At 37.8% G+C, this 12,458-nt stretch carries 13 protein-coding genes; 9 read left to right on the top strand and 4 right to left on the bottom strand.

Annotated features, from left to right (window positions below; genetic code table 11):
- The 4 genes from EUBDOL_RS03180 to EUBDOL_RS03165 are packed head-to-tail and all read left to right on the top strand — an operon-like array spanning position 1 to position 2,938.
- On the top strand, positions 1-672 hold the full coding sequence (locus EUBDOL_RS03180) for a class II aldolase/adducin family protein (RefSeq protein ID WP_004798425.1): 672 nt from the start codon (positions 1-3) through the stop codon (positions 670-672).
- 10 nt (positions 673-682) lie between these two features.
- Positions 683-1,315 (top strand): histidine phosphatase family protein, encoded by a 633-nt coding sequence (locus EUBDOL_RS03175; RefSeq protein ID WP_004798423.1) that lies wholly within the window; start codon positions 683-685, stop codon positions 1,313-1,315.
- Positions 1,296-2,306, top strand: coding sequence for a dihydroxyacetone kinase subunit DhaK (locus EUBDOL_RS03170; RefSeq protein WP_004798421.1), 1,011 nt, complete (start codon positions 1,296-1,298; stop codon positions 2,304-2,306). Before EUBDOL_RS03175 ends, EUBDOL_RS03170 begins: the two co-directional genes overlap by 20 nt.
- An 11-nt stretch (positions 2,307-2,317) precedes the next feature.
- Positions 2,318-2,938, top strand: coding sequence for a dihydroxyacetone kinase family protein (locus EUBDOL_RS03165; protein WP_004798419.1), 621 nt, complete (start codon positions 2,318-2,320; stop codon positions 2,936-2,938).
- 140 nt (positions 2,939-3,078) lie between these two features.
- Here the strand turns inward: EUBDOL_RS03165 and EUBDOL_RS03160 are convergent, their stop codons facing one another.
- Positions 3,079-3,732, bottom strand: coding sequence for a transaldolase family protein (locus EUBDOL_RS03160; RefSeq protein WP_040462998.1), 654 nt, complete (start codon positions 3,730-3,732; stop codon positions 3,079-3,081).
- A 219-nt stretch (positions 3,733-3,951) separates the two neighbouring features.
- Between EUBDOL_RS03160 and EUBDOL_RS03155 the strand changes: the two genes are divergently transcribed.
- From EUBDOL_RS03155 to EUBDOL_RS03145, 3 genes are all read left to right on the top strand, one after another.
- Positions 3,952-5,073 carry an iron-containing alcohol dehydrogenase gene (locus tag EUBDOL_RS03155; RefSeq protein WP_004798417.1) on the top strand — a complete coding sequence of 374 codons (1,122 nt, stop codon included), beginning with the start codon at positions 3,952-3,954 and terminating at the stop codon, positions 5,071-5,073.
- Positions 5,066-5,878, top strand: a complete 813-nt coding sequence (locus tag EUBDOL_RS03150) for an HAD family hydrolase (RefSeq protein ID WP_004798415.1) — start codon at positions 5,066-5,068, stop codon at positions 5,876-5,878. Before EUBDOL_RS03155 ends, EUBDOL_RS03150 begins: the two co-directional genes overlap by 8 nt.
- A 144-nt stretch (positions 5,879-6,022) precedes the next feature.
- Positions 6,023-7,012 (top strand): Rpn family recombination-promoting nuclease/putative transposase, encoded by a 990-nt coding sequence (locus EUBDOL_RS03145; protein WP_004798413.1) that lies wholly within the window; start codon positions 6,023-6,025, stop codon positions 7,010-7,012.
- 187 nt (positions 7,013-7,199) lie between these two features.
- Here the strand turns inward: EUBDOL_RS03145 and EUBDOL_RS03140 are convergent, their stop codons facing one another.
- Together EUBDOL_RS03140 and EUBDOL_RS03135 are read right to left on the bottom strand one after the other, a co-directional pair.
- Complete coding sequence (locus tag EUBDOL_RS03140; protein WP_022420888.1) at positions 7,200-7,832, bottom strand: YitT family protein; 633 nt, start codon at positions 7,830-7,832, stop codon at positions 7,200-7,202.
- Between the two features lie 48 nt (positions 7,833-7,880).
- Complete coding sequence (locus EUBDOL_RS03135) at positions 7,881-8,597, bottom strand: ribulose-phosphate 3-epimerase (RefSeq protein ID WP_004798406.1); 717 nt, start codon at positions 8,595-8,597, stop codon at positions 7,881-7,883.
- A gap of 225 nt (positions 8,598-8,822) precedes the next feature.
- On the opposite strand from EUBDOL_RS03135, the gene EUBDOL_RS03130 reads away from it, so the two are divergent.
- A complete protein-coding gene (locus tag EUBDOL_RS03130; RefSeq protein ID WP_004798405.1) occupies positions 8,823-9,299 on the top strand; it encodes a PTS sugar transporter subunit IIA in 477 nt (158 codons plus the stop codon).
- Between the two features lie 64 nt (positions 9,300-9,363).
- Here EUBDOL_RS03130 and EUBDOL_RS03125 read toward each other — a convergent pair whose 3' ends face one another.
- Positions 9,364-10,911, bottom strand: coding sequence for a BglG family transcription antiterminator (locus EUBDOL_RS03125; protein WP_004798403.1), 1,548 nt, complete (start codon positions 10,909-10,911; stop codon positions 9,364-9,366).
- Positions 10,912-10,984: 73 nt separating this feature from the next.
- On the opposite strand from EUBDOL_RS03125, the gene EUBDOL_RS03120 reads away from it, so the two are divergent.
- A complete protein-coding gene (locus tag EUBDOL_RS03120) occupies positions 10,985-12,373 on the top strand; it encodes a Sapep family Mn(2+)-dependent dipeptidase (RefSeq protein ID WP_004798402.1) in 1,389 nt (462 codons plus the stop codon).
- The last annotated feature ends 85 nt before the right edge of the window (positions 12,374-12,458 follow it).

The raw sequence follows: 12,458 nt of genomic DNA, 5'->3' as shown, positions 1-12,458 counted from the left end.
ATGTTAGAAAGTTTAAAAAAAGATGTTTGTGAAATCGCAAAAAGAGCACAGAAAGATGGGTTGTGTAAACACAAATCAGGGAATTTTTCGGCAAGAGATAAAGAAACAGGATATGTCGTAATTACTCCGACAAGCGTAGATCGAGAGGTTTTAACTCCAAGAGATATGATTGTTATGGATATGGAAGCAAATGTAATCGAAAATCTATCCGGATTAAAACCAACTAGTGAATCACTGATGCATCTTATGATTTATAAAACAAGACCTGATGCAAATGCTATTGCCCACACGCATTCAATGTATGGGACAACATTTGCATTACTAAATAAACCGATTCCCGCTATTGTATATGAGGTTGCAAACTTAGGTTTAACAAAAGCGCGTGTGCCAGTTGCTCCTTATGGTCGGCCGGGAACTATGGATTTAGCTAATAGTGTTATTGAAGCATGCAAAGAAGCAGAAAGCTTTTTGATGGAAAGTCATGGTGTTGTAGCGTTTGATTCAAAAGATATTTATGAAGCCTTCTTAAAAGCCGCTTATATCGAAGAGCTTGCTCAACTTTACTATAATGCATTAACAGTTAGTAATGGAGTAGAACCTAAGGCTTTTAAACAAGAGGAACTACAAAAATGGGAGTATCCGAAAGAAATAAAATTTCCAAATAGCAAATAAGGAATGATTTATGCTAAAGCTATATTTTATCAGACACGGAGAAACACTTTCGAATACTTGGCATACATTGCAGGGGTGGTCAGATACACCATTGACTGCAAATGGAATTATGCAAGGTAAAGCTTTAGGTAAAGGCTTAGCAGATATTCCGTTTCTAAAAGCTTATACTTCTACAAGTGAAAGAGCCTACGATACAGCCTGCTATGCGTTAGGAAAAAGAAATTTAAAACCTATTATGTGTCGTGGGTTAAAAGAAATGAACTTTGGAACTTTAGAGACAAAACCAAACTCATTTCCTGGCTGTGAAACATATATTGAACGTGTAACATATGATTGGTCATCGGTTGGTGGAGAAACAATAGATGATTTAACTAATCGAATGGCACATACATTACATGAGATTATAACACTGAATAAAGATCAACATGGTAATATTATGTGCGTATCGCACGGATTATCTATATTAGCAGCTATTCGAGTAGTAAATGAATCATTGTATGAAACACTACTTCGAGATGAAACACGTTTTGGAAATTGTTGTGTTACGCTTATTTCCTTTGAAAATGGAAAATTTAAAGTAGAAGATGTTAATAATATGACATATGTAGAAAAGGGGTTAAATAATGAAAAAAATTATAAATGATCCAGAAAACTATTTGTGTGAAATGTTAGAAGGAATTTATGTAGCTCATAAAAATCAAATTACTTATATAAATAATGATAAGCAATGCTTGGTTACAAAAAATAAAAAAGAAGGAAAAGTAGGAATTGCGACTGGTGGAGGAAGTGGACATCTTCCGTTATTTCTTGGTTATGTTGGAGATGGAATGTTAGATGGTTGTTGTGTAGGAGATGTATTTCAGTCTCCGAGTGCTGAACAAATGCATGCTATTACAAAAGAAATTGACTCAGGTGCAGGTGTACTGTATATTTATGGGAATTATAACGGTGATATCTTTAATTTTGATATGGCAGCAGAAATGGCAGATTTTGAAGATGATATCCGAGTAGAAACAGTATTGGGAGCCGATGATGTGGCTAGTCCGGGTCCAAAAACACCAGAGGAAAAATCTACTCGTCGAGGTGTGGCTGGAATATTCTTTGTATATAAATGTGCAGGGGCAGCCGCTGATAAAATGATGGATTTAGATAACGTTAAACGTATTGCCGAAAAGGCAAGTTGGAATACACGTACATTAGGGGTTGCTTTGACGAGCTGTGTTGTTCCACGTGTCGGACATGCAGGATTTGAAATCGGTGATGATGAAATGGAAATCGGTATGGGGATCCATGGCGAAACAGGAATCCGTCGTGGCAAAATTGAACCTGCCGATCAAATTACTTCAGAAATGATGGAGCGTATTTTAGAGGATCTTCCTTTTGAAACTGGAGATGAAGTTGCGGTATTGGTAAATGGATTAGGAGCTACACCACTAGATGAGCAATATATTGTTACAAGAAAGATTAATGCTATTTTAGAAGAAAAAGGAATTTGCGGATATCGTTATTATGTTGGTGAATATGCAACATCACTCGAAATGGCAGGCTTATCAATTTCGTTATTGAAGTTAGATGATGAACTAAAGGAATTGTTAGATTATCCTGCAAATACACCGTTTTTTAAACAGTATTAGGAGGCTATATAATGGATTGCAATTATTTAAAAAGACTATTAGCTTGTATTGCAGAGGTAATGCAAGAAAATCGTGAGAATTTAATTCAATTAGATAGCATAGTTGGAGATGGGGATTTAGGACTGACAATGAGCGATGGCTTTAAAGCAGCAAGTGAATCAATCCAAAATACTGATGAAACTGATATAGGAAAATTGCTGTATATGGCAGGAAAGGCAATGTCTGTTGCAGTTCCTTCAACTATGGGAACGTTGATGGCTTCGGGTTTGATGCAAGCAGGAAAGGTATTAAAAGGAAAGACAGATCTATCATTGATAGAATTATGTAGTTTATTTAAGGCTTATGAAGATGGTGTAATGCATCGTGGAAAAGCAAAGGTTGGAGAGAAAACATTTTTAGATGGCATTGATCCCGCAATCCTATCTTTAGAGAAGAGTGTTGAAGCAAATGAGGATATTCAAGCTGCAGCACAAAAAGCGTATGATGCATCAAAAGCAGGATATGAAAATACTTCAACAATGATAGCAATACATGGGCGTGCGGCAACGCGAGGAGAAGCAAGTCGCTCTTTAAAAGATCCGGGAGCTTGTGTAGCGATGCTAATGATGGAGGCATTTGTTAAATCCTTGTAGATAGAGGATAGGGAAAACAAAACTTTTTAAGTATGATGAATTAATTAAAAAACAAATAAAAAGATTAGGTATGTTCTTCATGAAAGGCTTGTATTCATGAAAGCTATCTAATCTTTTTATATTTGATAATAAGTTTGTAATTATATTAACTGATCTTCCTTTAGTTTTTCCCAATCCTCTTTAAATTTCTCTGCTCCACTTGTTGTTAAGGAATGCTCCAAGGATTTCATATAAAGTGCATAAGGCACAGCAGCATAATCGACTCCCATAGTAGCTAGTTCTTCCAACTGATGCAGGTTTTTGATCGATGCTGCTACTACTTTTGTAGAATACTTCTTTTGATCAATCATACGTTGAACATTCTTAATAAAGGATAATCCGTCAGCACCAATTTCATCATTGCGTCCGATAAACGGAAAGATATAATCTGCACCGGCTTGTAATGCGGCACAAACTTGGGGCAAGGTAAATAACAAGGTCATAGCACAGCGATATCCTTGCTTATGCAGTAGGCTGCAAACCTTTAAACCCTGCTTGGAAAAGTTGATTTTAATTACGATATCGCTATGAATAGCATGGATTTTTTTTGCTTGTTCCAGCATTTCCTCAACGCTGCCTCCCATGACCTCAGCGCTTAAAAAGGATAAATTCTGTTTGGCATAATGTTCTATAAAGGGATAGAAAGCCTCTTGATTTGTATAATACATCGTAGGGTTGGCAGTTACTCCATCAATTCCCATTTGTAGAACCTCATCAATTTGTTCTCTGTTTGCTGTATCAATGATATAACGCATACATATAACCTCCATTTGTTTATTTTCATTATAGGATAGTTACTTGCTTCTGCATAGAGTGTAGACGTAAATTTTATTACCACATCATTACGTGATATTTTCGAATATTGTCGATTTATTACCATAATGATAATGGCTTGTTTATTACGTAGCTGCCCTAGTCAAGAAATGGGTAAATAAACTATACTTATAATAGATATTATACAAGGAGGAATATATATGTTTAATTATTATCAGCCAACGAAAATCCATTTTGGAGAACATCGATTAGAAGAATTAGGGGATATATGTAAGAAATATGGAGAGCGTGTTTTTTTGGTAACTACTGCCGATGCACCGTTACAGCCATTGTATGAGCGAGTGAAGAGCCTATTAGCAGCTGTCGATATGCAAGTTATTCATTTTGATAAGGTAGAACCTAATCCAAGCGCTGAAATGATTGAAGAAGGCTTTGCGATGCTAAAGGAACACCCTTGTGATGTAGTGTTAGCTGTCGGTGGAGGCAGCTCTATCGATACGGCAAAGGCTTTGGCTTTTACAAATGGACAGGACAAAATCGTTTGGGAGGAAATTTTTGCTTATGATTCACCATTCGTTGATTATGGACCATATAGTGATACGGTACTTCCGATTATTACGGTACCGACAACATCTGGTACCGGTTCACAGCTAACACAAGCATCTGTAATCACGAAGGGAACAGAAAAAATTACGTTCTATCATAGCAGCTTGTTCTCAAAGGAATGTATCTTAGACAGCGAATTAACATTAACTTTGCCAAAGCGTATCACAGCAGCAACCGGATTTGATGCTTTTACGCATGCATTTGAAAGCTATATCAATCCAAGGGCATCATTTTACAGTGAAATGGATTCCTTGCAGGCGATGAAGCTGATTATTAAGTATCTTCCTATGGTATTAGAAGAGCCTAATAATATCGAATATCGCAAAATGATGACTTTAGCGGATACTTTGGCAGGACGTGCCCTTGCCAATTCTGGAGCGAGTGCTCCACACCCATTATCTGAGGATATCGGTGGTATCGTACACATGGCACATGGAGAAGCATTAGCTATCGTATTCCCTCCATTTATCAAACATGCCTATGCGGATAATAAAGAAAAAATGGAAACAGTAGCCTCTTTGTTCCATGAAGGCAGTAAGGATCTATACACAGAGATAGTAGCCTTCTTAAAAACGATTGGCTTATATAAAACATTAAAAGAATGTGGAGTAACGCAAGAACAATTTGATGCGATCATTGCTTGGCCGGTACTTGATCATTTGCCATTTGGAAGCAGAGAATTCTTGGAAACGATTTTGAAAGAAGCTTATGAATAAATATCAAGCGGTTTGTTTAGATTTAGATGGTACTCTATTTGGTAAGGATTCCACGATTTCACAAAAGAATAAAGAGGTTTTAAAAGCTTGCTTAGATAAAGGGATACAAGTATATTTTGTAAGTGGAAGACCATATTTTTTCACAAAGTATCAAGCCTCTTTAGTTGATGAGCGGGTACAAGTTATTTCCAGTAATGGAGGTTGTTATGATAAAGGGGATACGATTGTAAAAAAGTGTATCCCACAGAAATGCCTTGCGGAAATCATTGATTGCTTGAAGGAAACGAAAAGTCCGGCTTTCTTTAAAAGTAAGGATACAATTTATGCCCATGAAGCTTATGATGCACGCTTTATGTATGACGAATGGGTGAAGCTGCCACAGTTTCCATATACCAAATCCTATCCGAATTTATCTTGGGAAGAATTAAAAGATAAATCGAAAGATATTGTAAAAATCCTTATTTATGATACGGATAAGGTACTTTTAAGAAAACTACGCCAACGTATAGAGGGGATTGATGGTATCACTGTAGCTAGCTATAATGATATCAGCTTTGATGTAAATGCAGCTGATGTGAATAAAGGAAATGCGATAAAAGATGTTATGGAGTATCGTAAAATTCCTTTGGCGAATGTGATTGCGATCGGTGATGGAGAGAATGATATGGCGATGTTTGAGGTGGCAGGACATACGATTGCGATGTGCAATGCGAAAGAAAATATTCAAATGCTATGTGATGAGGTTTCGGCTTTATCAAATGAAGATGATGGAGTAGGTGAGGTATTGCAGCGATATTTTTTGTAGCAATGAAGAAAGTACAGTAAGTGAAATAGATGATGGTAGCAAAGTCTGCATATCATCTATTTTTTTACCATTTTTCACTGCTTTTTCTTTTTTCCTTCGTATGAGATATATGTAGGTATATTTCAGTGAAAGGAGAGGATCGATATGCTTACCAATACAACATGCAGTAATGAAGTGAATTACTGCAATGACTTTTTCTTTAAATATGCTCTTGGAAGTGAAGATGAGGATTCCACGTATATCCGTAACACCATCATTGAACGTGTTACCGGTATTCACCCAAAAGAAAGCATCGTTTTGAATCCAAATCTTGATCCAACACTGCTTGCGCAAAAGCAAAGCATCTTGGATATTCATGTCAAGGACGAGCAAGGTCATGAATATGACTTTGAAATGCAAACTACCTTCTTACAGGCATCGGAATGGAAACGATTTGAATACTATGGGGCAAACATGCTTAGCAAGCAGCTCGTAGAGGGAGAGAACTATCGTCAGCTGCAACCGATTTATCAGATCATCTTTGTAAATGCATGTCCGCAAAATGAGAAACGATTGATCAATCGCTATATTATGCGAGATCCATATGGAGAGGCAGAAAGCAAAGAGCCATTATTACGTAGAATCTATATTCAACTGCCGATGATTGATGAAATAGCGAAAGAAAAGGGAATGGAAGCAATGAATGATTTTGAACAGGTGTGCTACTTGTTTAAAAACAATGCGAATCATGCTATACTAAAGACAAAGGAAAGGTTGGTGAGGAAGCTAATGGAAAAGCATGAGAAATTCAAAGATGATGAAGGATTGTGGTCGCTGGCAATGTCAAGGCAGATGGCAGAGTGGAGAGAGAAGAATAACCTGTTGGATAGTTATGATGAAGGCAAGAAAAAAGGTCTAGAGGAAGGTACAAAACTAGGGTTAGAACAGGGCACAAAGCTTGGTTTAGAAAAAGGTACTCAAATCGGAACTACGCTAGGAACCGTAAACCTATTAGCTACACTAATCAAGCAGAAATTCGCTATTGATGCAAAAGAGTGGTTATCCACTTTAAGCCTATCCCAGCTATATGAGCTATCCAATCAGCTTCTTACCTGCAATACTTGGGAAGAACTTAAGCAAGCTATCAAGGACTAATAAGCATACAGAGGTGTTAAGCTCCTCTGTTTTTATTATCCGGTAATAGAATCGATTACTCTATCATATACAGCAATAATAAAAGATACATTATTGTATATGAAAGAGTATATAAAAACAGGCATCAACCTTTTGATAGATACCTGTAAATATTTTTTATAAAATCGATTTTCATTTTTATGATTGTCTAGTGTTGATTACGAGGAGCGGCGATTTTCTTTGTGGTAAAGAAGTTGATGGTCTGTATGATTACCATAAGTGAAAGAAAGCTAAATACCGCAATCAGTGCATTTTGATTGATGATTCCTGAAGCTATAACTACGGAACCATCAAGTACGAATAAAATATGGGGAACCTTTAATACTTTAATGAAATGCTGAATCAATAAAGCAATTAAATCTGTTCCACCGGTAGCACATTCACGATTAAGGGCGATCCCGATGGCGGCTCCTACAAGCAGTCCACCAACCAATGCCGCAATGGCAAGCTCAAGGATCGGATGGATATTTTTTAGCCCTTCGGTAATAGGAATGGAAGGGATCAAACGCATGCATAGCGGAGTAATAAAGGTTATGTAAAGTGTTTTGATACCAAAGCTTTTTCCGATGAAGATAACCCCAAGTACGAGCAGGGGCAAGGAAATGCATAAGGTCATAATATCAACACTAATACCCGTAATGGTAGAAAAAATAATACATAAACCGGTAATTCCGCCGGGAGCCAATCCGGTAAATGAGAAGATTAAATTTACTGCCATGGCGGTTAGTATTGCCGAAATCGTAATCCATAAAAAATCATAGATAAGACTTTTGTTTTTCATGTATCCTCCTTCTTTAAAAAATCCTCCAAAGGAGAGGATTTTTTATAATTATTCTAAATTAAATTTTTTTGCAGCAGCATCAATTGCGGCACGGCATTTTTGAACACCGGCGGTATAACCGTCAGGATCCTTGAAGATAGCGGAAGATAGCACAACAACATCAGGATTGCATTCCAAAAGCGGCTCCATGTTATCTGCGCGTAAACCACCGTCGATTGCCAACTCACATTTCGGATTTTTTTCGTCAATCATTTTACGAGCACGTTTTACTAAATCAATAGCACTTTTTCTCCAACCCCAGTTATCTTTTCCATCTGTTTCATCAACACCATGGGTAACGATGTGCAAACGATCAATGTCATAAATAGATTCTTCAACAAAGCAAAGCGGTGTGTAGCAACCAAGCGTTAAGCCAACCTTCATTTTTCGTTCACGACACCAATTAATGATATAAGCAAGCTGTGCACCGATGAAGTGCTCCGCAGGGATAATCAGCATATCTGCACCGGCCTGATGAATTTGTTCAATGAACATTTCGTCCATACTTACAGTATAAATGTGGCATTCGATTGGTTTATCGGTTTCCGGACGAATCCCGGCAATGATTTGATGTCCACCCATCAGCTTCATATTTTGAAGATCGTGCATATCTGCAGCATCGGAATGTATGTAATCTACTCCAGCTTCGCTTGCTTCCTTGACAACGTCTGCAATTCTTCCATAATTTACGTGTGCTAAACCAGCAGCAATTTTAATATGTTTCATTTGTATGTCCTCCGTTTCTCTTTACATTACCATTTTATGTTTTTCGCTTAAAGAAAGCAATACTTACTAAAATATAAAAATGGCGCATCATTGTGGCAGTTTATCAACATTCAAAGTTATCTTTTACCACAATAAAAGGGAAAGTGTGAACATCATTCAATACTTGATAATTCTGTGTAATCATCGTATCCTAAATATAACGAGAAGCATAAGGAGGAAATAGATATGTTTTTCAAGAAAAAAGAAAAAGAAATGAAAAAGCTGCTTGCACCGGTAAGTGGGAAATTGATAGCGATTGAAAAGGTAAGTGACCCTGTTTTCGCACAAAAGATGATGGGTGATGGATTTGCAATCGAACCGACAAGTGAACAGTTTTATGCCTTGGCAGATGGAAAAATCAGTGCAGTATTTCCAAGTAACCATGCGTATGGGATAACACTTGATGACGGCATGGAAATTTTGGTACATATCGGATTAGAAACAGTAAATGAAAATGGTAAAGGCTTTACTTGTCATGTGCAGTTAAATGATGTGGTAAAAGCAGGAGATATGATCATGGAAATCGATAGTGCCTATTTAAAAGAAAAATACGATTTAACAACCATGGTCATCTTTACCAATGCCAATGCCTATGAAGAATTTAAGGTTGAATATGACAGTGAGGTTGTCGGTGGTAAGGATACTGCGGCATCTTATCGTTAAATAGAAAGCAGTGCGAACAGGCTCTGCTTCTTTTCATAAGAAAAGCTTTGGCATTTTGCCAAAGCTAACGAGCTTGCTTTTGTTGAACGGCTTTTAACAGCGGATCGTTTTTCTTTTGGAAATAGCTTGTGATGATTGTTTTTAAATGGGCAATGTCGCAATCATACAATAAAGGATTGATAACGATAAAAGGAATATCGTTGTCTAGATTTAGTTCCATGGTGGAGAGAATGAGGTCAATTTCGTGGAATGGAAAGTCATGGACAGTAAGATAGCTTTGTACTGCTACGATGTCAAGTTCCGGAAACTGCGTCATTAGCTTGCGTTTCAAAAGCTTGGTTGCGCTGCTGCTGTCATGGCAGATAAGTACGGTACGAAGCGGCTTCTTTGCACGTTCCAATGCCATGGCAAGATGCAAGGCGAAATAACCGATTTCTTCATCACTGATAGGTGCTTGATAGCGTTCAGTAAGAATATGTGCAGATGCTTTTGCGATGGAAAAGGTATTTTTATATAAGGTTTTAATTTCATACATCAAGGGATTTTCGATACTGATGCCGTGGCGAAAGCGGGTAATGGCAGGACACAGATGCGCATATAAGGCACTTTTCAGTTCTGTATCCTCATGAAAAGAATAGTTAAGGTGCTTTTCCCATTCCGCAATTAAAAGGTCGCTTAACTCTCTTGCTTCCTCTTGCTCGTCCTTTGCGGTATCGCTGCTGCTTTGTAAGGAAATAAGGAATACTTGTAAATAGCGAATTTCCGTTTCGCTAAAGGAAATATGATAGTATTCCTCTAAGGCTTGGATAAGCTTTTTGGTTTCTTCATAAAACGGCTTGCTTTTTAATTCCTCTATAAAGGGATCGGATAGTGAAACATAGTGTCCTTCCCGTACACGAATAAAGCAGATAAACAGGTGCAGCAATACTTGGAAAAGGGAAGGGCATAGAAGCGTATGTAAATATGAATTTTCCGAGTGTTTTAAAACTTGTAAAAACTCTTTGATTTCATCGTCAATGTAGTCAAGTGCCGGAAATACGAAATCACCGGTACAGGGAAAGTCGGGATCTTTGATCATGGCGGTAAATTTCTGATATCCGTTATCATGATTCATCAATTCCAACAGCATTGCACGATAGTTACGTTCTTTTCCCTCCACGCTTAAGCCGTTATTATTTTTGCGATGCAGCGTGATTTTGTAGGTCTCTAACATCGGTGCAAGTGCTAATAAATCCTTGTGAATGGTGGCACGACTGACATAAAGCTCGTTTGCCAACTCATAAATGCGACAGTTTTGCGGACATAAAATAAGACGCATTCCGATATAGATCTTACGAAATTGCGGAGAGTAGTCAATGCTTTGGGCATTTTTTTGCTGCATGAGGTGCATGACATGTACCTTTGCATCTTGCTTACCGAGGATAGTTACACCGACACCGGTTTTTTTCACAAGTGTTAAATCGTTTTCCTTTAACCATTCCTCTACTTGCTTAAGATCGTTGCGAATGGTTTTATTGGATACCTGCAAACGCTTTGAAATAGCATTGATTGTGATATAATCATCATGTTCTAAAAGAATTTTGATAACATCAAGAAAACGATTATTTACCATAAACAAACCCCTCTCTTATCTCCATAAATGTAAACTGTTATATAAGGAAAGTCAAGAATTAGGAGGAAATAATATGAATGAGCTTGAAAAAAGAATAAAATTTTACCAAGAAGAGCTATTGATGGATCTGCAAAGGCTTGTGCAGATTGCATCGGTACGCGATGTAACTAGTGTGAAAGAAGATGCGCCTTTCGGAGATGGCATTCGTTGTGCGATGGATGCTTTTTTGGATATTGCTAAGCGTTGTGGCTTTACAGTGCATGATGTTGATGGCTATGCGGTGTATGCCAATATTGAGGATCGAGATGATTATATTGGAGTATTGGCACATTTAGATGTGGTTGAGGCAGGTGATCTCAAGCTTTGGGACAGTGATCCTTTTACCTTGGTGCAGAAAGGCGATATGCTTTATGGGCGAGGGGTAAATGATGATAAGGGGCCTTTGCTTGCGGCGTTGTATGCGGCTCGTTTACTGAAAGAGGAAGGAATTTCCTTGAAGCATGATATTCGTATTATTGCCGGAGGTGCAGAGGAAACAACATGGGAGTGTATGGAACATTATTTTGCTAAACACAAGCAACCTATCATGGGATTTTCACCAGATGGGAATTTTCCGATTGTAAATGGGGAAAAAGGAATTTTACAATATGAGCTGATATTTTCTGCACAAAAGGATAAGGAAGAAAATGTGATTACACATATTCATTGTGAAAAACCGATGAATTATGTGTGTGATCATATTGAATTGCATATCCAATATCCACAGGAGGATTTAATGGAGTATGCTAAGCAGGCGGATACTGTTCGCTATGAAGAAGAACTTGCGGTGCTGATTTATCGTGGAAAGACTTCTTTATCCCGTAATCCACAGCGAGGAGAAAATGCTTTGTGGAAGCTGTGTGAGGATTTATGTGATTATCCTTTTGCACAGCATGGTTTTTGTGAGCTTCTGCAATATTTCAAAGCTTATTTATTAGACGATTTTTATGGTGCAAAAAGTGGCTTATATCATGAAGATGAGGAAATGGGAAAAACTTCGATTTGTCCTATGTCTTTTGCTATGGAGGGAGATATATTTCATTTATATATAGATTATCGCTATATTCATGGTGTTGATATCGTAAAAGCGAAAGAACATATTATGGATATTGTCAAGCCGTATCAAGCGGATTTTGCAGTGTTGAAGGAAAAGCGTATGCTGTATGTTCCACAAGCATCACCGCTTATTCAAGCTTTGAAAGCGGCCTATGAACAGGTTATGCATGAGGAGGCAGGAGCCTTTACGAAGGGTGGCGCTTCTTATGCTCGTACACTTGACTGTGGGGTAGCGTTTGGCGCAACTTTTGAGGGTGAGGATCCCAAACCGCACATGCCCAATGAACAAATGCCGCTGTCCTCGCTTTTGAAGGCTTGTGAAATCTATTATTATGCTTTGAAAAAGTTGGCGTGTGATGGCAAATAAGGAATAACGCTCCAAATGAGGTAAGCCTTTTCATTTCTATTGTAAATGTTTAAAAATTACCACAATGTTAAGGGATAAGTGCTAG

Origin of the sequence: Amedibacillus dolichus DSM 3991 (assembly GCF_000154285.1) — a bacterium.
Lineage (GTDB): Bacteria > Bacillota_I > Bacilli_A > Erysipelotrichales > Erysipelotrichaceae > Amedibacillus > Amedibacillus dolichus.
This window is presented reverse-complemented; position numbering and strand designations above follow the sequence as displayed.